Here is a 21230-nt window from a genome sequence, read left to right on the forward strand (position 1 = left end):
GGCCCGCACCTGAAACTGGGCCCGCTACTGCAATGGGCTGTCTATTGAACCTTGATCTCGGCCAGGCGCAGGCCGTACCCGTAGCGGGTCTTGGGCGCGGCCAGCTTCGGCAACGTCTTGATGGACACGATCACGTACTGCGCCGTGACCGGGGCAGACAACGGCATGGTCAGGTCCGGGGAGGTGAAGCTGTTGCTGCCTACGAGCTTCGCGCCGTCCAGGGAGGGCTGGTCGTTGGTGAAGACGCTGATGCTGCCACCGGAGGCGCCGAGCTGGCTCAGAGTGACGGAGGAGACCTTGGAGGGACTCTTCAGTTTGACGACGAGGGGAACCTCGGAGGCCAGGCCGCCCCAGTCCTCCGTGGCGAATTCCATGTCGGACCAGTAGCTCGCGCCGTTCCCGTCAAAGGTCTTGACGAGGTCGGAGTCGTAGTTTCCAGCGAAATCGAAGTTGCCAAGCCGCGTCACGCCTTCGATGGCGGGCGGAACTGCCGCCGGGGCCTTGCTGGCTGTCGAGGTCGCTGACGGTTGCCCGGTCTGAGCCGGTGCGCTGGCGGACGGAGTTGAGACCGCGGTTGTCTTGGGGCTGCTCTTGAAGAGGCTGCCAAGGTTGGTGACCGCGAAGACCAGGCCGACCACCAGAACGGCGGCCAGCAGGCCGCCGACCAGCCAACGCATGGAACGGGGCTCCCGGCGCGCCTCGTCGTCGTCGTATTCGTCGCCGTACTCGTCCTCGTCCACCGCTGTGCGGGCAGACGCGGGGAAGTTGCCCGGAGCGCGGTCCGAGGTGTCGTATCCAGCAGCGGTGAATCCCGCGGCCGCGGCTGCGCTGTCCTCGCGACCGGAGCCGCCGCGCTGATCGGCGCCGCTGTAGTCGTCGTCGGACCACAGCGAGACCTTGGGCGCTGCGGCAGTGGCCGGCTGCTGGGCTGAAGGTTCGGCGGGGCGGGGCGCTGTGCCCTCCTGGATGGGCTGCGGTGCGGTGGTTTCCTGCCGCGCGGCCGCGTGCGGAGCGGTTCGGGGAGCCTTGGGGGCGGCGGCGCCGGCAGCGGCTGCCGCGGCACCTGCGGCAGCAACGCCGGCAGCGGGTGCGGACGTGGGGCGGGACGGGACCCCGGCGGACGGTGCCGCCGGGGACACCGGCGGCTCGCCGGTCTGCTGGGCCTGTCCGTAATTGATGTACCCGGCGTCGACTTCCTCGTCGTCGTAGAGTCCGTCGTAGGTTTCGGGCTCGTGGGAGCGGGCCTGCCCGAAGATCTCGCTGCCCAAGGTGTCCGTGAAGAAGGGTTCGATATACGGCGGGTTGGAGGACACCACCAGATCGAGCAGGTCCGCCGCCGACGTGTGATTGGTGATCAGGTAGGTGGTGGAATCGCTGACGCCGAGGTCAAGAATCTGCACGCTGCCTGGCCGCTCGCCGGTAGCCACTTCGCGGGCGCTCTGGGCCACCTGATCGGCGTTGCCCGGCCCGGCGACGAGGATGCTAACGGGACGGTTGAGCACTTGGTCCACACCGTCCAGCACCAGATCCTGGTCATGTGAGGTCAGTACGGTGGCAGTGACCTTGTAGCGGCCACCGAGTACTGATCCGACATCGATCGGGTGGGACACGGGCTCCTCCTAGACTGTCCGGGATCTGCCGACGTGGTCACTCCGCGAGCAACCGTGTGTCCTCCGGTAAGCCGGTTGACCACTGGTCCGCAACTCCCCTTGTTAGTCTTCGATCCTAGCCGATGCTCCGTCCGCGCCGCGTGAGCGCGGCTGTTTACGACGGAGCCGGGCTCATTTTTTCTTTTTGCGGCTAAACGGGAAATAGGGATTGTGCCCTGCGGGGCCCTGATACGTCCGGCGGCCCGGCAACGGAACATCGCCCCGGCCCAAGCCGCCCAGCGCGGTGCTGGGGAGATCCTCGGCCGGCAGGTAGCCGCCCTCCGGTCCGGCCGGCCGGCCGTAGGGGAACGAGTCTTCCTCCCGGATGTCGGGACCGGCCCGGAAGGACGCGGCGTCGAACTCGCCGGAAATCCTCGGGATCAGCCCGGTGTCCACGGAGATGGTGGCCCGCTCCGGGGCCCGGCGCACCTCCGTTGTGCCTTCGGCCAGCGCCTCGGAGCCCGCCTCGGTGCCCGGCTCTGCGGCGCGGCGGCGCCGCAGCCGCCCCAGCAGCGGCTGCAGGAGGTCCTCAAGTTCGGTTACCCGGAAGAGCTTCAGCAGCAGGAAGTACGCGGCCAGCATGACCGGGCCGACGACGACAATCGTCACCAGAGCGGCAATCCGGTCGCTCCAGGCGAAGCCGTCCGGGCTGTAACTGCCCAGCAGCCACAACGCCACGGCTCCGGCCAGGGCGGAGCCCAGGGCGGCGTACCCCATGCGGATGTAGGAGCTGGCGATGCGGGGCCCGTCCAGATGGCCCAGGAGCCGGCGCAGGAAGATCGCGCTGACGATCACGGACAGGATATTGCCGCCGGTGTACAGGATGGCGATGGCGAAGATGATGTGATCGAACGGCAGGAACTGGATCGCGAACGCGGCCGCCACGTTGACCATAGCCAGGACCAACTGGATGAAGAACGGCGTGCGGGCGTCCTCGTTGGCGTAGAACACCCGGGACATCATGAAGTTGGCGCTCATGAAGGGGGTGCTGAGGGCCAGGATCGTGAGGGTTTGGGCCAGCATGACCCCGTCCTGGCGCACATTGCCGGAGAAGAACATGCCCAGCGGTCCGGCCAGCGCGAAGAGCGCCAGCGCGCCGAAGACGGTTGCCACGGCCATAGTCCGCAGCCCATGGGAGAGTGCACTGCGCAGCGCTGCCCGGTCACCGTCCTGAGACGCCCGGGTCATCCGGTTGAACAGCACGGTGGCCAGGGACAGGGCAATGATGGAGTGGGGCAGCAGGTACAGCTGGCTGGCCACCTCCAGCACCGCGTTGCCGGGAATGCTGGCCGCCGCGGGGTCGCCTGCTTGTTGAAGGCGCAGCCGTTCCGTGCCCGGGATCGTGGCGATCCGCATGACGTAGAGGAATGCCAGCTGCCCGACGGCGGCCGTCGCCAGCGTCCAGACGCTCAGTTTCGCGGCGTGGCCCAACCCGACCCCGCGCCAGCCGAAGCGCGGGCGCAGCCCCAGCCGCAGCCTGAAGACGGGAATGAGAAGAATGGCGGTCTGGGCGACGACCCCGATTGTGGAGAACCCGGCCACGAGGATGGTCTGGAACGATCCCCAGTTGTCGATGGTGTGCGGGTTGGCGGCGTTGGCGCCCATGATGGCGATGAACATGCCCAGCCCGGCGATCGCCACGATGTTGTTGATGATCGGCGCCCACATCGCGGGCCCGAAGGCCCCGTGGGCATTGAGGACCTGGGTCAGCAGGGCGTACAGGCCGTAGAAGAAGATCTGCGGAAGGCACCAGAACGCGAACGAGACCGCGAGGGCCTTCTGCTGCGGCGAATAGCCCTGCGTGGTCAGTTGAATGACCGACGGCGCCAGCAGCGTCACCAGCAGCGTGAGCACGAGCAGCACCAGGACGGCCAGCGTCAGCAGCCTGCTGATGTAGTCCGCTCCCTTGTCCGGGGACTTGCTGGCCTTGATGATCTGTGGCACCAGGACAGCATTGAACACCCCGCCGGCCACCAGAAGGAAGATCAGGTTGGGGAGGTTGTTGGCGTTGATGAAGGTGTCGTTGACGGTGGAGCCCAGGCCCAGGGCGGCCGCCAGCATCCAGGTCTTGGCGAAGCCCAGGAAACGCGAAACGAGGGTTCCGGCGGCCATGACGGCGCTGGAACGGGCTTCTCCGGACTGGACAGCTTTGGAATCGGCGGAGCCGGAGGGAACGGGGGCGGGTTTGGCTGATGACATCGTCTTCATCGTCTCACCCGGGCGGGGCATTAGTCGCTATCCGCGGCCGTGACCGGCCGCCGCGGTGAGGTTCGACACCGCTAATGCACTTCCGGAAGGACTTCCTTGGCCAGATCCGCGATGCGGCGTTCATTCGGAAAGGACAGCTTGCGCGCCAGCTCCTGGATGGGAACCCACGCGACGTCGACGGCTTCTTTGTCCGGATCGTTTTCGATGGTGAGTTCCCCGCCGGTGGCACGCAGGAGGTAGTGGTGCACGGTCTTATGGACGCGGTGCCCGCTCACGGTGAACCAGTAGTCGATGCTCCCCAGCGGTGCGAGGATCTTCCCTTCGATCCCGGTTTCCTCGGCGATCTCGCGGACGGCCGCTTCCTCGTTGCTTTCCTTGCCCTCGGGGTGTCCCTTCGGCAGGCACCATTCGAGCCGGCCCCCGCGGTTCAGGCGCGCGATGATCGCAACCCGCAGTTCGGCGTCGGACATGTCCACGACGACGCCACCGGCGGAGATTTCCTCCACGGTGGGCAGCGAGGCCTGGCCCGTGTGCTGGACAGGCGCGACGTTGGCACCTATTGCCGACGGCAACGGTGCGTTTGTCCTCCTGCCGGGAGCGCTCGGTACGGGATGGGCCATGAGGTCCACTCTAACGACTCTTGCCCGCTGTTGATGACCTAAACATGGCCGGAAAGTGGACAGCCGGGAAAGTGGGCTCGCGCCGGTTTGCTCGCAATCGTGACGAACCTGCCGGATCCCCAAGGGTTACGGTGTGGTGCTGGCGCGGTTTTCTGACAAGCTTAAGTAACTATGGCGCACGCACATCACAAGATTGACTCCCACACCGTCTCCTTCCAGGTGGACCCGGTGGTTCTGGAGCTTGGGCAGCGCTTCGTCGACGCCGGCCACGAACTCTCGCTCGTCGGCGGCCCGGTCCGTGACCTGTTTCTTGGCCGCGCCTCCCCCGACCTCGACTTCACCACGGACGCCACGCCGGACCAGACGGTCGCCCTGATCAAGAAGTGGGCGGACAACTACTGGGAGATCGGCCGTGCGTTCGGCACCATCGGAATGCGCAAGGCCGACTTCCAGATCGAAATCACCACCTACCGGGCCGACGCCTACGATCCGGAATCCCGCAAGCCGGTGGTGGCGTTTGGAACATCACTGACGGATGATCTGCTGCGGCGGGACTTCACCATCAACGCCATGGCCCTGCGGCTGCCCGCGCTGGAGCTCGTCGACCCCTTCGGCGGCGTCCGCGACCTGCACGCCTCCATCCTCAACACGCCGGGACCGCCGGAAACGTCCTTTTCCGACGACCCCCTGCGCATGATGCGCGCCGCGAGGTTCGCGGCCCAGCTCGGGGTGGCGCTGCACCCCGACGTCCGCGAGGCGATGGTGCGGATGGCGGAACGGATCAGCATTATTTCGGCCGAGCGTGTGCGCGATGAACTGGTCAAGCTCATCAGCGCCGCGCATCCCCGGGCCGGCGTGGACCTGCTGGTGGACACCGGGCTCGCGGACCTCGTGCTGCCCGAAGTCTCGGCCCTGCGCCTCGAATCCGATGAACACCACCGCCACAAGGACGTCTACCAGCATTCGCTACAGGTCCTGGAACAGGCCGCCGCCCTGGAAACGGCGTCGGACGGACCGGTGCCAGGACCGGACTTCGTGCTGCGGTTCGCGGCGCTGATGCACGACGTCGGCAAGCCGGCTACGCGCCGGTTTGAACCGGGCGGCGCGGTGAGCTTCCGGCACCACGACATGGTGGGCGCCAAGCTGACCGCCAAGCGCATGAAAGCGCTCCGCTTTGACAACGACACCATCAAGGCCGTGGCCAGGCTCGTGGAGTTGCACATGCGCTTCTACGGCTACGGCGAGGCCGGCTGGAGCGATTCCGCCGTCCGCCGCTACGTCACGGACGCCGGGCCCCTCCTGGAGCGCCTGCACCGGCTCACCCGTTCCGACGTCACCACCCGGAACCAGCGCAAGGCGGACCGGCTGTCCTTCGCCTACGACGACCTCGAGGACCGGATTGCGGCGCTGCGGGAACGGGAATCCCTCGAGGCAGTCCGCCCGGACCTGGACGGTGGTGCGATCATGGCCCTGCTGGGGCTCAAGCCCGGCCCGGTTGTGGGCCGCGCCTACAAATTTCTGCTGGAAGAACGCATGGAACACGGCCCGCTCGATCCCGCCGTCGCCGAATCCCGGTTGCGGGATTGGTGGGCGGCCCAGCCCGAGGCGGCGCCCGCCGGCGCCGATCCTTCCCCCACTGAGGAGTCCTAAGTGATTGCACCGTCCAATGCTCCGCGCCCGCAACTGTGGATCCTGCGTCACGGTGAAACCGAATGGTCCAAGAGCGGGCAGTACACGGGGCTCACCGATATGCCACTCACAGTGGAAGGCGAGCAACAGGCCGTCGAGGCCCGCAAGGTGCTCGAGACGGTCGACTTTGACCTCGTGCTGACCTCGCCGCTGCGCCGCGCCCGCCGGACCGCCGAGCTCGCCGGATACCCCGACGCCCAGCTGGAGCCGTTGGCGGTGGAATGGGACTACGGCGACTACGAGGGCATCAGCTCAGACCTCATCCGCAAGGACAACCCCGAATACCTGATCTGGACGCACGGCGTCCCGAACGGGGAAGCGCTCGACGACGTCGCCGCGCGGGCCGACAAAATCGTAGCGCGGGTGCTGGAATCTGGCCTGGACAACGTGCTGATCGTCGCGCACGGACATTTCTCCCGAATTCTCACCGCCCGGTGGCTTGGACTCGACCCGCACGAGGGCCGGCATTTCGTGCTGGGGACGGCCAAAGTGTGCACGCTGGGATGGGACAAGAAGACGCCCGCCGTGGTGCGCTGGGGACTCTAAAACCGGTTTTCCAAACAAAGATTAAAAAACTTTATGAATTAGGTAGTCAGCTGCCGCATTCGTAGTGTATTTTTATTTCTGACCCCAAGGCGACTCGCCGGGGTCAGGGCGCGCGTTGCCCGGCCAGTCAGCCGGAGCCACGGCAGAACAGAAAAGGGGGTTGGGAAAATGAAGATTACTTTGACTAGCGGATGGATGTACTCCAATACCGTCACCCCGGCCTCGTTCGCTAAGCCGCGCCCCCATGTCGGACTGACCGTTTCCTAAACGCCCCCGTCCCAGGCCATGCAGCCCGGGACCCGCGGCGGAGGCTTCCCCGAGTGGAAGCCTCGTAGCGGCAGCTTGAACAGGCGGAACCCGCGGCTGCGCAGTCTCCCCATAGTTCGGAACCCAGCTTCTTGTTGGGGTCTGCGACGCTACCGCGTTCAGGGGCCAATTCCCATCTGATATTTCTCTGTATTCGGAATCCTCCGACTTAATCAAGGTCGGAGAATTGCGCGACTAATTGTCGCGCCCGGATTGCCTATTCGAATCCCTGTCCTCATGGCGCTATTTGTTGTGCCCAAAAAGCGCACGCGCGTTTCACTGTGCATTCCTGTACTGCGCATTCCTGTACTGGGCATTCCTGTTAGTCCCCGACTCGACCGTAATCCCCAACGAATCTCCACCCGCGAAAGGTCCCCGTGACGACTACAACCACCAACCCGGCCCGGTACACCGCACTGCCCGCCCCGCTGGCGCCGGGGTCAAGTTCCCGATCAAGCCGCCGGAAGGAGGTGACAACCATGATGAACAAGCTCTACACGGTCCTGTTCCGGGCCAGGAAGCCGGAACTCAAGGAGTCAACGCGCTTCAACGGCCAACTGCTGGACCAGAAACGTGACGACGCCTTCCTCGCCATGCGTCAGGCCGGACTTTTTCGCTGAACACCGGACGCTTCCGCCGCCGTCCCGGCAGGGATGAACTCCGATACCGGCCGGACCGTCCGCAGCGAAGGAGGACCTCATGATCCAGATGGCAACCGATCCGCTGGGAGCCCGTGCGGCGACGCACGGGCTCCCTCATTTAAGCACCGCCGCCGTCTCTCTTGAGGCACCGCAGCCGTGGCTTGGCCGGCGATTCGGCGTGCCCGTCACGCCAGAGCGCGGCAGGCGGCAATCGCCCCCGGTAAGCTCAAGGTCATGCAGGAGACAAAGCCGCCGGAACACCCCAAACGGGCCCGACTGGTCATCCCGAGCCGCAGCGACCCGTTTCTGAGAAACTTCACGGAACTGGTGGGCGGCCCCTTGGGCAATCGGACGGCACCCGGGATCGTGTCGCCAGGATTCTTCACGGTGGAGCGGGTTCTGGTGATCCTCACCGTCCTCGCCGCGCTGGCCGGAATTCTGCTGAAGAACTTCTGCCGGACCCACGGCTGGGAAACGCCCGGACAGTTCTACGCAACGTGCTACTCGGACTTTCCCGAACTGTTCCGCAACCGCGGCCTCGGCGATGGCGTCTTCCCCTTTATCACCCAGGGGAGTCTCTTTGAGTACCCGGTGCTGATGGGGTTCATCGCGGGCGCTACGGCGCTTCTGGTGCCCGGCGCCGGCACCGCGAATCCCCGCGTCCTGGGCTATTTCGACGTCAACGCCACCCTGATTGCCGCCGTCTGGATTATCGCCGTACTGGCCACGGCACGGACGAACAGGCGGCGGTCCTGGGACGCGGCGATGGTTGCCGTTGCCCCCGGCATTGTCCTGGCAGGCGTCATTAACTGGGACATGTGGGCCGTGTGCATGCTGGCCCTTGGCATGTACTTCTTTTCACGCAACAAGCTCGTCCTCGCCGGAATCATGATCGGGCTGGGCACGGCCACCAAACTGTACCCCCTGCTGATCCTCGGTGCCGTCCTGCTCCTGGCCCTGCGGAGCGGGCGCATCCGGGCATTCCTGGTCACGGCCGGAAGCGCGGCCGCGACCTGGCTGGTGGTCAACGTCCCTGTGGCTGCCGCCAATCCCGACGGCTGGAAGTACTTCTACCAGTTCACCCAGGAGCGGCCCGCGGGGTACAGCTCACCGTGGTTCGCCTTCAACCTGGTGGCCGCGAGGCTCGGCTGGAACCCGCTCGAGGCGGGGGCCATCAACTCCCTGGCCATGGACCTGTTCCTCCTGGCGTGCATCCTGATTGGGGTCCTCGCCCTGAGCGCACCCCGGCGGCCGAGGATCGCGCAGCTAGGGTTCCTGATCGTGGCGGCGTTCATCCTGACCAACAAGGTGTACTCCCCCCAGTTCGTGTTGTGGCTGATCCCGCTGATCGCCCTCGCCCGGCCCCGATGGCGTGACTTCGTGATCTGGCAGGCCATCGAAGCCCTGCACTGGGGCGCAATCTGGATGTACCTCGGGCAGGCGACCAGCGGTGGTTCGACCCAGCACAACATCGATATGCCGTACTACGTCCTGGCCGTGGGCGCCCACATGCTCGCCACCGCGTATCTGATGGCGCGTGTCGCCTGGGACATTTGGGACCCGTCCTCCGACGTGATCCGCCAGCACCGCATTGACGACCCGCATGGCGGCCCCTTCGACGGCGCCCCGGACTGGCTGCGGCTGGACCTCCGCCGGCCCGCGGCGTCCGTCGTGCCGTGGCGGACGAGTGCGGTGCCGGAAGGCCACCGCGGTGACTGACGTCGTCGTCGTCGGTTCCGGCCCCAACGGGCTGGCAGCGGCGCTGACCATGGCGCGGGCCGGACTGAAAGTCCACGTGTTCGAGGCCGCCGGCACGGCCGGCGGCGGACTGCGGACGGCCGAACTAATGGAACCGGGCCACTTCCACGACGTCTGCTCGGCCGTGCATCCCATGGTCCTGGCCTCGCCCTTTTTCCGCCGCTTCGAACTGTCCCGGCGCGTGCCCCTCGTCGTACCGGATATCTCGTACGGATCCCCCCTCGACGGCGGCCGGGCGGCCTTGGCGTACCGCTCCCTGGACCGTACCGCTGCCGAACTCGGCAGGGACGGCTCGGCCTACCGCCGGCTCATGGAGCCGCTCGTCCGGCGGGTGGACGGCGTTGCTGACCTGACCCTGAACCAGCTGGTGCGGATTCCGGCGGACCCCGCGGCGGCCGCCATGTTCGGCGTCAGGACGCTCGAACAAGGCTCACCGCTGTGGAACGCCAGATTCAGGGAGGACTTGGCCCCCGCCCTGCTCAGCGGCGCCGCCGCGCACGCCGTGGCACCACTCCCCTCCGTCACCGCCGCAGGCGCCGGCCTGATGCTGGGCGCCCTGGGACATGCCGGCGGCTGGCCCGTTCCGGTAGGCGGATCAGCCGCCATAGCCCAGGCGCTGACCGCCGACCTGGAGGCCCACGGCTGCGTGATCGAGACCGGGCGGCGGATCAGTTCCCTCGCGGAGCTCCCGCCGGCCCGCGCCACTCTGCTGGATGTGGCACCCCCGGCGCTGCTGCGCCTGGCGGACGGCGGGTTCCCCGCAGGCTACCGCCGCGCCCTGGAGTCCTTCCGCTTCGGAAACGCTGCCTGCAAAGTGGACTTCATCCTCTCCGGGCCGGTGCCGTGGACGGCCGACGGCCTCGCCGACGCCGGGACGGTCCATGTGGGCGGCACCCGGGCCGAGACCGCCGAAGCGGAGGGCCAGGTTGCTTCCGGCCGGCATCCGGAGCGGCCCTACGTGCTGGTCTCGCAGCCCTCACGATTCGACGCCGGCCGGGCCCCGGCTGGTCGGCACATCCTCTGGACCTATTGCCATGTTCCGGCCGGCTCCACGGTGGACATGAGCGAGGCGGTCATGGCCCAGCTGGAGCGCTTCGCCCCCGGGTTCCGGGACCTGGTGGTCCAGTTTAGGGTGACGACGGCCGCGGGCCTGGCGGCGTACGACGAGAACTACGTCGGCGGGGACTTCAGCGCCGGCCGCATGGATCTCCGCGGGGTGCTGCGGCGGCCGGTGCTGAGCCGCGTTCCCTGGCGGACGCCGCTGCCCGGCGTGTACTTGTGCTCGTCGTCCACCCCACCCGGGCCCGGCGTCTCGGGGATGCCAGGCTTCCACGCGGCCAGATATGCGCTGAGGGACATGTTCGGGCTTGGCGTGCCGGAACTCGGATACCGCGTCTCGTAGCCGGCTGCGGGCCCCTCCCCGACCCCTTCGCCGCCGCGCCGACCGCCGCCCCAGGCCGCGCCGAAGAGCGCAGCCGGGCTTCTAGCTTGGCTGCCCGGCCGCCATTGCTGGCGTCACCGGGTCCGACAACCGGCCGTCGCGCATGCTCGCCACGGCATCCGTGAACGCCACGAAATCCGTGTCATGCGTGACCATGACGGTTGCCACGCTGAATTCGTCCGTGACTTGCCGCAGGAGCCGGACGATCGCCTCACTGCGGGGGTGGTCCAGGGCTGCGGTTGGTTCGTCCACGAGCAGCACGGCAGGGCTTCCCATGAGCGCCCGGGCGATGTTGACCCGCTGGCGTTGGCCGCCGGAGAGCTGGTGGGGCCGCTTCGCCAGTTCCCGCCCGAGGCCCACGAGGTCCAGCAGCCCCGCTGCGCGTTCCGTGGCCGCCCGGGCGGTCCCTCCGCGCAGGCGCTCTGTGATGACCAGCTGTTCCACCGCGCTGAGGGATGGAAGGAGATTGGGCTGCTGGAAGATGATGCCGATCTTGTCCCGGCGCAGTGCGGTGCGGCCGGCGTCGGGCAGCCCGCCGGCGTCTTGGCCATCGATCACCACCAGGCCGGCGGTGGGCCGGACGAGGGTGGCGGCGACGGCAAGCAGGGAGGATTTTCCGGACCCCGAGGGGCCGATCAGGGAAACGAATTCCCCCGGGCGGACTTTGAGGCTCACGTCATCCAATGCTTTGAGGGTGCCGTCTCCGTCGGGGTATTCCAGCGTGACGTTGACAAGGTCCAGGGCGGAAGTCATTAGATATGCCTTTCTAGGAATATAGCAGGACGGGGCTCGGCCGGTCAGTTGCCGCCGAGGGCGATGAGCGGATCGACCCGCGCGACGCTGCGGACCGCCAGGGCGGCCCCGGCCAGGCCGAGGATCACGATGCCCGCGATGGGCAGCAGCGCGGTCCCGGGGGTGATGAGGAACGGTGCGGCACGGGACGCCAGGACACCGCCGGCCACGCCGGCCAAACCGCCGGCCGCGGCCCCGGCCAGCAGGACCAGGGCTGCCTGAGCCATGGCGTCCCGGAGGATATAGCGGGCGGAGCCGCCCAGGGCTTTCAGGACGGCGATGTCGCGGGTGCGCTGGACCGTCCAGACCGTCAGGAAGGCGACAATGACGAGGGCGGAAATGCCGTACAGGAACGCCTGCATAAGCATCAGCGAGCCGTTCTCGCTCTTGTAGGAGCCCAGGGCCTGGAAGGATCCGTCGACGCTGGTGCTGACCGTTCCGGCGGCCGTGTTGGCGGCACCGATATCCACGCCGGATCCGGTGCCGGCCTTCCCTGAGCCGGATGTCGGTGAGCCGGACGTCCGGGCGTCGAAATTACCGCCGTCGAAGCTCACCGCGAGCACCGTTGCGGCGCCGCCGTCCGGGATGTGGGCCAGCTTGTGCCAGTCGGCCAGCGTGGTCCACACGACGCCGGTGTGCGAATACCACTGCTCCGGAACAATGGCCGCCACGATCAGGTCCGAACCGCCGACCGACGCGCGGCTGCCAATGCTGAGGCCCAGTTCGGCCGCGAGGCCTGTTCCGACGGCGATGGTCCCCTCGGACAGTGCGGCCGGAGCCAGGCCGGCCGCCGGGTCGGTGCCGAAGACCGCCACGCTTGCCGTGCGGGCCGGGACGCCGCCGGCGCCCAGCGCCTGGAAGCGGCTCTGGCTGATCCCCAGGGCATCGGCCCGGGCGACGCCGTCGCGGGCCGCCCACTGGGCCTGCTGGGCCCGCGTGACTTCGGATTCTGTGAAGGAGGCCTTGGCCACGCCGCCAGCAGGGGCGCCGAAGACCAGCTGGTCCGCCGGGAGGGCCGCGAGGGCCGACGTCGACTGGTTGCCAAGTCCGGCGGTGAGGCCGGAGAGCATGACGAGCAGAAGAGTGATGAGGGCGACGACCGCGCCCATGAGGGCAAACCGCCCCTTGGCGAAGCGGATGTCGCGGATGGCGAGATACATGATGGTCCTTTTTCCTGACGTTGGAGGCCTTGATTCAAGCCTCCCCGCGAAGGGGCCCGGGGGCATCGGCCGCCCGGATGGACCGCCGGCGCCGCTCGGACGGCCGCACGGTCAACCAATCGGTTGATTCCGACAGCGCAGCAGCGTTTTCCGCGTGCTGGCCCCCTGCCGGCACTAGGCTGGAAGGATGGAGGGCGATGCCGCGAACACGGTCCACAACGGCACAGTGCCGGCCGGAACAGTGCCGGCCGGAACAGTGCAGGAGGACCCGGAGCCCACCGGGGCGGCCGTCATACTGCGCGTCCTTCGGGTGAGTCTTCACGTCGGCTTTGCGGTACTGCTCCTGGTGGCGCTGGTCCGGCTCCTCAGCGGCGGCATCCATGGCGCCGGCTGGATCACCCTGCTGCTGGCACTGCTGCTCGCCGGCTTCTACCTCCTGGGCACCGTGCTAGAGAAGCGGCACGCCGCGCAGCCCGGCAGGTTCGACCCGCGGCCCTACTCGGGCTGGTGGCTGGGCGGCGTCAGCCTCCTTTGGCTGCTGCTGATCTGGGCCAGCGCCGACTTCGCCTGGCTGGTGTTTCCGCTATTTTTCCTGCAGCTGCACGTGCTCCGGCGACGGCTGGCGCTGCCGGCAATCGCTCTCAGCACCGCGCTGGTCATCACGGCCCTGTGGTTTCACAACGGCGGCATCGCACCCTGGGAGCAGTCCGGTGCGGAACCGGCCGGCCTGGCACCGCAGCTGCCCCTGGTGCTCGGCCCGGCGTTCGGCGCAGCCTTCGCCGTGGTTACCGGGCTGGCGTACCGCGCGCTGTTCCTGGAGGCGGAAAACCAGCGGCTGGCGGCTGAAGAGCTCCGCCGCACCCGAGCCGCACTGGCCCGGACCCAGCGCGACGCGGGCACGCTGGCCGAGCGCACCCGGCTGGCCCGGGAAATCCATGACACCCTCGCCCAGGGCCTGTCCAGCATTGTGCTGATGGGCCGCGCGGCCGAGAAGGCCCTGGATGACGGCAATCCCGCGGTGGCGCGGGAAAGGCTCCGCATCGTCCGGGACACAGCGGCGGCCAACCTTGCCGAGGCGCGCAACTTCGTCCGCGCCCTTCAGTCCCCCGCCCTCGAGGACGGCTCCCTTGTGGCCAGCCTCCGCCGGCTGTGCGAAGAGACCGAAGCGGAATCGGCCGCGCGCGGTGCCGCCCTCCGCTGCCGTCTCGACGTCGAAGGGATGCCGGCCGACCTTCCCGCCGCCCACCAGGCCGCGCTGCTCCGGGCCGCACAAGCGAGCCTGGCCAACGTCCGGGTTCATGCACAGGCGGGCAGCGCCGTGGTCACCCTGTCCTTCCTTGGGCAGGAAGTGGCCATGGACATCTACGATGATGGCTTCGGGTTCGACCCGGCGTCCGTGACCGCCGGCCCGGACGGTTCCGGCTACGGGCTGACGTCGCTGCGGGACCGGGTAGCAGCCCTGCACGGGCAGCTGGATATTGAATCCGCCCCCGGCGAGGGCACCGTGGTGGCCATCCGGCTGCCGCTGGGTCAAGCGTCTGGCTCCGCGTCGATGTTCCCCTCCGCATCCGTGCAAGCCGGCGGGGGCCAGCCATGACTACCATCCGGGTGTTCCTGGTGGACGACCACCCGGTGGTCCGGGCCGGGCTGCGGGCGATGCTGGGTGACCTCGAGGGCCTAACGGTAGTGGCCGAGGCGGCCGACGGCGGCGCCGCCGTGGCGGGACTGGCCAGGCTCCATACCCTGGGCGAGCCCGCGGACGTGGTGCTCATGGACCTGCAGATGGGCGCGGGCATGGACGGCGTCACCGCCACCGGCCGGATTAAAGCGGGAGAAGCCGGCCAGCCGGCGCCCGCGGTGCTCATCCTCACCACGTACGACTCCGACTCGGACATCCTTGCCGCCGTCGAGGCCGGCGCCAGCGGCTACATGCTCAAGGATGCCCCGCCCGAACAGATCCGGCAGGCCGTGCTCTCCGCGGCGGCCGGCGGGACGGCACTCGCACCCGAGGTGGCGGCCAGGCTGATGGGCCGGATCAGAAATCCTGAGCCTGCCCTGTCCGGCCGCGAGATCCAGTTGCTGGAACTGCTGGCGACCGGCATGGGAAACCGGGCGATCGCGAAACAGCTTTTCATTTCCGAGGCCACGGTCAAGACCCACCTGGTGCACATCTACGGCAAGCTCGGCGTGGACAACCGCACCGCCGCAATCGCCGTGGCCGCGCAGCGCAGGATCATCCGGCGGCCCTAAGCCGCGTCGGCCGCCGGCAGCGGCAGCCCGGCGGGTGCCTGAGTCATGTGACAACGGAGTTGTCAGCGGTTCAGTGCATAATGGCGCGATGGGGAACTCTTCAAAACTTTCACTTGCCCTCGTGGGTCTCGTTCTTGGCGCCTCCCTGGTGGCCTGCGATGACGGGCGGTCCGGCGCTCAGGGCGCCGCCACGCAGCTCGCGACCGCGGTGTCCGCGCTCGACGTCGGGTCCGTCGCCTTCGACGGCAAGGACTCCGGGGCGGCAAATGACCAGCTCAAAGAGGTGTTCAAGGCGCTCGATCCGGCCAAGCCGTCGGTGCAGGCCGGAGAGCTGAAACTGGACGCCGACACGGCCAAGGTCCCGCTCAACTACACCTGGAAGGTGGGCGCCGACGAGTGGAAGTACACCGTTTCCGCCCAGCTGAAGAAGTCGGGCGACAAATGGCTCACCGTCTGGAATCCGGCCATTCTGGTGCCGGATCTGGCGGACGGGGAGGTCCTCAGCACCTCCAGCGAGACCCCCAAGCGGGCACCCATTCTTGGCGCCGGGGACGTCCCCCTGGTCACGTACCGGCCGGTGGTCAACGTCGGCATCGACAAGACCCAGCTCGGCCGGGCCGACGCCGCGGACTCGGCCACCAAGCTCGCCCAGTTGGTCGGCGTGGACCCGGGCGTCTACTCCAAGCAGGTGGCGGCAGCCGGAGCCCAGGCGTTCGTGGCAGCCATCACGCTGCGCGACGATAGCACCCGGACCATCACCAACGAGCAGATCTCCGCCATCCCCGGCGGCCGCGCCATCCCTGACACCCTGCCGTTGGCGCCCACCCGGACGTTCGCGCGGGCCCTCTTGGGAACCGCCGCCGAGGCCAGCGCGGAACAGATCGAAAAATCCGGCGGAGCACTCAAGCCCGGCGACACCACCGGCAACGGCGGACTCCAGCAGCAATATGACACACAGCTGCGCGGTTCCAACGGCCTCGTGATCCGCGCCCAGAAGGCCGGTCTGACGGCAGAACAGCTCAAGGCGGCGCCCACTGACCCGCGCCGGATCCTGTTCCAGGCACCGATGAAGCCCGGGACCCCGCTGAAGACCACGCTCGATCCGAAGCTCCAGCAACTGGCGGAGGACGTCCTCGGCAAGGTCGGCCCGGCCTCGGCCATCGTGGCGATCCGACCCTCCAGCGGCGCCGTCCTCGCGGCCGCTTCCGGGCCCGGCAGCAACGGCTACGATACGGCCATGCTGGGCCAGTACGCGCCGGGTTCCATCTTCAAAATGGTGGATTCCCTGGCGCTCTTCCGCAAGGGAATGACGCCGGACTCCAAGGTCGAATGCACCCCGACCCTCACCGTGGACGGCCGGACGTTCAAGAACGCTGAGGGCTATCCCGAGTCCTCGCTGGGTTCCGTGCCCCTCCGTGAGGCCTTTGCGCATTCCTGCAATACGGCCTTCATTAACGCGCGCGACAAGGTCACCCAGGCCGAGCTGGAATCCGCCGCCACGTCCCTGGGGGTCGCCGTCGACGCGCCGGCGCTGGGCGCCGCGGCCTTCCTCGGATCGGTCCCGGGCGCCGCCGAGGGCACCGAACACGCCGCTTCGATGATCGGCCAGGGCAAGGTGCTCCTGTCCCCGCTGGCCGCCGCCATCATGGCAGGCTCCGTGGCCAAGGGAGCGCCCGTTTCGGCCCAGCTCGTGCGGAATCCGAACGCCGCGGCCACCCCGGCGCCGCCCGCGTCCGGCAACGCCGCGGCGACAGGCACGCCGTCCAGCTCGGCCGCGCCAACGGCGGCCGGCGATGCGTCTTCGTCCGCTGCCGCCCCCGCAAAGGCTTCCGCCGCGCCGGTGACAGCAGCGGAAGCTGCCTATTTGAAGGACATGATGCGCGCCGTCGTGACCTCCGGCCACGCCGGTTTCCTTGCCTCGGTGCCGGGCGCGCCGGTGGGTGCCAAGACCGGCACCGCCGAATTCGGCACGGATAACCCGCCGAAGACCCACGCCTGGATCGTGGCAGTGCACGGCGACCTCGCCGTCGCGGTGTTCGTGGACGACGGCGGCCTGGGCGCCACGACCTCCGGGCCGTTGCTGAAGGAGTTCCTCACCGCCGCCGGGTAACGCCGGATCCTCCCTCAGGTCCTGCGGCGAATCTGCGGACGCTCCCTCAGGTCCTGCAGCGAATCGCTGGATCCTCCCTCAGGTCCTGCAGCGAATCGCTGGACGCTCCCTCAGGTCCGGCAGTGAATCGGCGGACGCTCCTTCACGGTGGCCAGGAGCGTCCGCTTGGGCGGGAAGATGCACGTGGGAAGATTGAACGCGTGGCTCATATTGACGTTTCCGGCATCGACTATTTCCTCTCCGACGGCACCCAGCTGCTCAACGGGGTGACATTCAAGGTCCCGGACGGCACCAAGACGGCGCTGATCGGGCCGAACGGCACCGGCAAGACCACGTTGTTCCGGATCATTTCCGGCGATCTCGTCCCGGACGAAGGTGTGATCGGCCGCTCCGGCAACATGGGCATCATGCGCCAGTTCGTCGGCCAGGTCCGGGACGATTCCACGGTCCGCGACCTGCTGGTGTCCGCCGCGCCGCCCGCACTGGCCGCCGCGGCACGCGCCGTAGACGAGGCGGAACTGGCCATGATGGAACACGACGACGAGCCCACCCAGATGCAGTACGCCCAGGCGATCGTGGACTGGGGGGACGCCGGCGGCTACGACGTCGAAACGGTCTGGGACGAGGTCTGCATGGCGGCCCTCGGCCTGCCCTTCGACCGCGCGCAGCACCGCCCGGCGTCGAGCCTCTCCGGCGGCGAGCAGAAGCGCCTGGTGCTCGAGGCCCTCTTCGCCGGCCCCGATGAACTCCTGCTTCTCGACGAGCCGGACAACTACCTCGACGTCCCGGGCAAGCGCTGGCTCGAGGGCAAGCTGAACGACTCGAAGAAGACCGTGTTCTTCATCAGCCACGACCGCGAACTGCTCAACAACGCCGCGGGACGCATTGTCACCCTGGAACCCGGTATCAACGGCGCCGGCGCCTGGGTCCACGGCGGCGGCTTCGGCTCCTACGTGGATGCCCGCGCGGATCGGAACGCGCGCTTCGAGGAGCTCCGCAAGCGCTGGGACGAGGAGCACGTCAAGCTCAAGGAACTCGTCAACATGTACAAGAACAAGGCCGCCTTCCGCTCCGACATGGCCAACCGGTACCACGCCGCCCAGACCAGGCTGGCGAAGTTCCTCGAGGCCGGGCCGCCCGAGGCCCTGCCTATCGAGCAGAACGTGAAGATGCGGCTCAAGGGCGGACGTACCGCCAAACGCGCCATTGTCGCGGAGAAGCTGGAACTGACGGGCCTCATGAAGCCGTTCTCCACCGAGATCTGGTTTGGCGACCGGGTGGGCGTCCTCGGGTCGAACGGTTCGGGCAAGAGCCACTTCCTGCGCCTGCTCGCCACCGGCGGCACCGATCCGGAGCGGGAGCACCTGCCGGTGTCCGACGTCGAGATCGCGGAGGTTCCGCACGAAGGCACAGTGAAACTCGGCGCCCGGATCCGGCCCGGCTTCTTCGCCCAGACCCACGTCCGGCCCGATCTCCTGGGCAAGACCCTGCTGGAGATCCTGCACCGGGGTGACGAGCACCGCTCCGGGCTCGGCCGTGAAGCCGCGGCCGGCGCGCTGGACGGTTACGGCCTCGCGGGGCAGTCCGAGCAGAAGTACGAATCCCTCTCCGGCGGCCAGCAGGCCCGCTTCCAGATCCTGCTCCTGCAGCTCTCCGGGGCCACCCTGCTGCTGCTCGACGAGCCCACGGACAACCTGGACCTGCACTCGGCCGAGGCCCTGGAACGGGCGATCGACCACTTCGAGGGCACCGTTCTGGCGGTCACCCACGACCGCTGGTTCGCCCGCACCTTCGACCGCTTCATGGTTTTTGGTTCCGACGGCAGGGTCTATGAATCCGCGGAGCCGGTCTGGGACGAAAAGCGCGTCGATCGGGCCCGCTAGGCAGACCCTCCCTCACGTCCGGCACGTTTTTCGCCAACGCTTCCTCACCCGGTGAGGGAGCGTTGGGGGTTTGCTTGCGGTAGGTGAGGGAGCGTTGGGGGTCTGCTTGCGGTAGGTGAGGGAGCGTTGGGGATTTGCGCATCCGATGATTAAATGATCACCATTTGTTAGCATTTGATCATGCATACTGATGAACGGCGCCGCCTGATCGGCGAGCTGCTGCGCCGCAGGGAGCACGTGACCGTCGACGAACTGATGAGCGCCTGCGGTGCCTCGGGGGCCACGATCCGGCGCGACCTCGACGTCCTGGCGCTCCACGGCGTGCTGCGGAGGGTGCACGGCGGGGCGATGAGCCTGGTGACGGGCGGTGAAAACCCGGAATACGGGCACCGCGAGCTGGAGGACCACGCGGCCAAGGTCCGGATCGCCGCGGGCGTGGCGGCCATGCTCCCTGACCGGGGGCACGTCTGGCTGGACAGCGGCACCACGGCCACGGAGATCGCCCGCCGGCTGCGCCAGCGCGAGATGACCATCATGCCGATGTCATTGCGGGCTGTCAGCCTGCTGTGTCCGGACGATCCGCCGGCCGGACGGCGGCCGGAGGTCCTCATGCCGGGCGGCAGTCTCGTCCCCGGAGAACTGTCTTTTCGGGGGCCGATGACGGAGTCCAACATCCGCTCGCTGCGTTTCGACGCCGCGGTGGTCACCCCCTGCGCCCTGAACCTCAAAGACGGGCTGCTGGCCCATGACCTTGACGACGCCGCGGTGAAGCGCGCCGGCCTCGAATCCGCGGCCAGGGTGATCGTCGCGTGCGCCGGAGCCAAATGGGATGCCAGCGCCGTCGCCCTCGTGGCGACCCTGGACGCCGTGGACGCCATCGTGACGGATCGCCGGCTCAGTCCGGAAGAACGTGCCCACCTCGCACAACACTCAGTGGAAGCAGTGATCGTATGACCAGTACCGCAACGGATTCACAAGTGAAAGCCGCCGCCGGGGCCACCTTCCTCGTCTTCGGGATCAACGGATTGGTCTTCGCCAGCTGGGCCGCCCGCATCCCGGCGGTCACGGACATGCTGCACATCACTGCGGGACAGATGGGAACCCTGCTGCTGTGCGTGGCGGTCGGCTCGCTGATCGCCCTGCCGACGGCCGGCTTCGTCGTGGGCAAGATCGGCACCGCCAACACCGTGCGGAGCGCCGGACTGGTGGCCGCGGCCGCCGGCGTCGGCGTCGCACTGTCCCTGATGGCCGAGTCCGTCCCGGCGACGGCGATTGCCCTGTTCTTCTTCGGAATCGGGATCGGGTTGTGGGACGTCTCGCAAAACATTGAAGGCGCCGACGTCGAACACCGGCTCGGGCGCACCATCATGCCGCAGTTCCACGCCGCCTTCAGCGGCGGCGCGTTCGTCGGAGCGCTGATCGGCGCCGGCCTCTCCACCCTGGGGGTTGGACTCCCGGCGCACCTGCTGGTCATCGCCTGCGTCGTTGCCGTCCTGACCACGGTGGCGCCGCGGTACTTCCTGCCCCATACGGCCAGCGCCGCACCCGTCGGCGGGGACTCGGCTCACGCCGCGGGCCGGTCGGCCTGGCGGGACGGCCGCACGCTGCTGATCGGCGTCGTCGTTCTGGGCGCCACCCTGACCGAAGGCGCCGGCAACGACTGGATTGCCAAGGCCGCCGTAGACGGTCTGGGCGCGGAACAATCCACGGGGGCGCTGCTGTTCGCCGCCTTTGTGCTGGCCATGACCGCCATGCGGTTCTTCGGTGGCCGGGCGATCGATGCCTACGGCCGTGTGGCCGTGCTCCGCGCCAGCATGGCCGCTGCCGCTGCGGGCCTCTGCCTCTTCGTGTTCGCCGGCACGATCTGGCTGGCCGCGGCCGGTGCCGTGCTCTGGGGCGTAGGTGCCGCCCTGGCGTTTCCCATCGGGATGTCCGCCGCGGCAGATGATCCCGGGAAGGCCGCCGCCCGGGTGTCCGTCGTGTCCACACTGGGCTACGTCGCGTTCCTCGCCGGGCCGCCCCTGCTGGGCTACCTGGGGGACGCGACGGGAATCAGGACCGCGCTGCTAGCGATCGGGGTCCCGATTCTGGTGGCCCTGCTGCTCGCCCGCGCCGCGAAGCCACTGGCCGCCAGGTAACGATGGGCGGCCGCGCCCCGCCTGCGGTGCGCCCCCTCC

General features: G+C 68.3%; 16 protein-coding genes. 11 read left to right on the top strand and 5 right to left on the bottom strand.

The features are described 5' to 3' along the window. Positions 1–41 precede the first annotated feature (41 nt). From AB4Y72_RS16790 to AB4Y72_RS16800, 3 genes are all read right to left on the bottom strand, one after another. Positions 42–1610, bottom strand: a complete 1569-nt coding sequence (locus tag AB4Y72_RS16790) for an ABC transporter substrate-binding protein (RefSeq protein WP_441427274.1) — start codon at positions 1608–1610, stop codon at positions 42–44. 171 nt (positions 1611–1781) lie between these two features. Continuing rightward, positions 1782–3857: a murein biosynthesis integral membrane protein MurJ gene (gene murJ, locus AB4Y72_RS16795; RefSeq protein ID WP_441427275.1), complete on the bottom strand. Its 2076-nt coding sequence runs from the start codon at positions 3855–3857 to the stop codon at positions 1782–1784. A 71-nt stretch (positions 3858–3928) separates the two neighbouring features. Next, positions 3929–4477 carry an NUDIX hydrolase gene (locus tag AB4Y72_RS16800; protein WP_441427276.1) on the bottom strand — a complete coding sequence of 183 codons (549 nt, stop codon included), beginning with the start codon at positions 4475–4477 and terminating at the stop codon, positions 3929–3931. A gap of 171 nt (positions 4478–4648) precedes the next feature. Between AB4Y72_RS16800 and AB4Y72_RS16805 the strand changes: the two genes are divergently transcribed. The 5 genes from AB4Y72_RS16805 to AB4Y72_RS16825 all read left to right on the top strand — a co-directional run bounded on the left by AB4Y72_RS16805 (position 4649) and on the right by AB4Y72_RS16825 (position 10819). Further along, positions 4649–6127 (top strand): CCA tRNA nucleotidyltransferase, encoded by a 1479-nt coding sequence (locus AB4Y72_RS16805; protein ID WP_441427277.1) that lies wholly within the window; start codon positions 4649–4651, stop codon positions 6125–6127. Further along, entirely contained in the window at positions 6128–6712 is a 585-nt protein-coding gene (locus AB4Y72_RS16810; protein ID WP_441427278.1) for a histidine phosphatase family protein, read from the top strand. Positions 6713–7395: 683 nt separating this feature from the next. Continuing rightward, positions 7396–7638, top strand: a complete 243-nt coding sequence (locus AB4Y72_RS16815; RefSeq protein ID WP_441427279.1) for a hypothetical protein — start codon at positions 7396–7398, stop codon at positions 7636–7638. A gap of 255 nt (positions 7639–7893) precedes the next feature. After that, positions 7894–9378, top strand: coding sequence for a glycosyltransferase family 87 protein (locus AB4Y72_RS16820; RefSeq protein WP_441427280.1), 1485 nt, complete (start codon positions 7894–7896; stop codon positions 9376–9378). Beyond that, positions 9371–10819: a phytoene desaturase family protein gene (locus AB4Y72_RS16825; RefSeq protein ID WP_441427281.1), complete on the top strand. Its 1449-nt coding sequence runs from the start codon at positions 9371–9373 to the stop codon at positions 10817–10819. The genes AB4Y72_RS16820 and AB4Y72_RS16825 overlap by 8 nt, the downstream gene beginning before the upstream one ends. An 81-nt stretch (positions 10820–10900) precedes the next feature. Here AB4Y72_RS16825 and AB4Y72_RS16830 read toward each other — a convergent pair whose 3' ends face one another. Beyond that, positions 10901–11611, bottom strand: coding sequence for an ABC transporter ATP-binding protein (locus tag AB4Y72_RS16830; protein ID WP_441427282.1), 711 nt, complete (start codon positions 11609–11611; stop codon positions 10901–10903). A 44-nt stretch (positions 11612–11655) separates the two neighbouring features. Further along, entirely contained in the window at positions 11656–12810 is a 1155-nt protein-coding gene (locus AB4Y72_RS16835; protein WP_441427283.1) for an ABC transporter permease, read from the bottom strand. 187 nt (positions 12811–12997) lie between these two features. On the opposite strand from AB4Y72_RS16835, the gene AB4Y72_RS16840 reads away from it, so the two are divergent. The 6 genes from AB4Y72_RS16840 to AB4Y72_RS16865 all read left to right on the top strand — a co-directional run bounded on the left by AB4Y72_RS16840 (position 12998) and on the right by AB4Y72_RS16865 (position 21191). Continuing rightward, positions 12998–14407: a sensor histidine kinase gene (locus AB4Y72_RS16840; protein ID WP_441427284.1), complete on the top strand. Its 1410-nt coding sequence runs from the start codon at positions 12998–13000 to the stop codon at positions 14405–14407. After that, entirely contained in the window at positions 14404–15060 is a 657-nt protein-coding gene (locus AB4Y72_RS16845) for a response regulator (protein ID WP_441427285.1), read from the top strand. Before AB4Y72_RS16840 ends, AB4Y72_RS16845 begins: the two co-directional genes overlap by 4 nt. 88 nt (positions 15061–15148) lie before the next feature. Then, complete coding sequence (locus tag AB4Y72_RS16850) at positions 15149–17170, top strand: penicillin-binding transpeptidase domain-containing protein (protein ID WP_441427286.1); 2022 nt, start codon at positions 15149–15151, stop codon at positions 17168–17170. Between the two features lie 200 nt (positions 17171–17370). Beyond that, positions 17371–19053 (top strand): ABC-F family ATP-binding cassette domain-containing protein, encoded by a 1683-nt coding sequence (locus tag AB4Y72_RS16855; protein ID WP_441427287.1) that lies wholly within the window; start codon positions 17371–17373, stop codon positions 19051–19053. A 180-nt stretch (positions 19054–19233) separates the two neighbouring features. Beyond that, complete coding sequence (locus tag AB4Y72_RS16860) at positions 19234–20007, top strand: DeoR/GlpR family DNA-binding transcription regulator (RefSeq protein ID WP_441427288.1); 774 nt, start codon at positions 19234–19236, stop codon at positions 20005–20007. Next, positions 20004–21191, top strand: coding sequence for an MFS transporter (locus tag AB4Y72_RS16865; RefSeq protein ID WP_441427289.1), 1188 nt, complete (start codon positions 20004–20006; stop codon positions 21189–21191). The genes AB4Y72_RS16860 and AB4Y72_RS16865 overlap by 4 nt, the downstream gene beginning before the upstream one ends. Positions 21192–21230: the final 39 nt, after the last annotated feature.

This window comes from Arthrobacter sp. YAF34 (assembly GCF_052113245.1).
In the GTDB taxonomy this organism is placed as follows: domain Bacteria; phylum Actinomycetota; class Actinomycetes; order Actinomycetales; family Micrococcaceae; genus Arthrobacter.

Coding starts and splice junctions, on each gene's coding strand:
- murJ (WP_441427275.1), bottom strand. CDS start 3,857: ATGAAGACGATGTCATCAGCCAAACCCGCCCCCGTTCCCTCCGGCTCC.
- AB4Y72_RS16800 (WP_441427276.1), bottom strand. CDS start 4,477: ATGGCCCATCCCGTACCGAGCGCTCCCGGCAGGAGGACAAACGCACCG.
- AB4Y72_RS16805 (WP_441427277.1), top strand. CDS start 4,649: ATGGCGCACGCACATCACAAGATTGACTCCCACACCGTCTCCTTCCAG.
- AB4Y72_RS16820 (WP_441427280.1), top strand. CDS start 7,894: ATGCAGGAGACAAAGCCGCCGGAACACCCCAAACGGGCCCGACTGGTC.
- AB4Y72_RS16830 (WP_441427282.1), bottom strand. CDS start 11,611: ATGACTTCCGCCCTGGACCTTGTCAACGTCACGCTGGAATACCCCGAC.
- AB4Y72_RS16835 (WP_441427283.1), bottom strand. CDS start 12,810: ATGTATCTCGCCATCCGCGACATCCGCTTCGCCAAGGGGCGGTTTGCC.
- AB4Y72_RS16840 (WP_441427284.1), top strand. CDS start 12,998: ATGGAGGGCGATGCCGCGAACACGGTCCACAACGGCACAGTGCCGGCC.
- AB4Y72_RS16845 (WP_441427285.1), top strand. CDS start 14,404: ATGACTACCATCCGGGTGTTCCTGGTGGACGACCACCCGGTGGTCCGG.
- AB4Y72_RS16850 (WP_441427286.1), top strand. CDS start 15,149: ATGGGGAACTCTTCAAAACTTTCACTTGCCCTCGTGGGTCTCGTTCTT.
- AB4Y72_RS16860 (WP_441427288.1), top strand. CDS start 19,234: ATGCATACTGATGAACGGCGCCGCCTGATCGGCGAGCTGCTGCGCCGC.
- AB4Y72_RS16865 (WP_441427289.1), top strand. CDS start 20,004: ATGACCAGTACCGCAACGGATTCACAAGTGAAAGCCGCCGCCGGGGCC.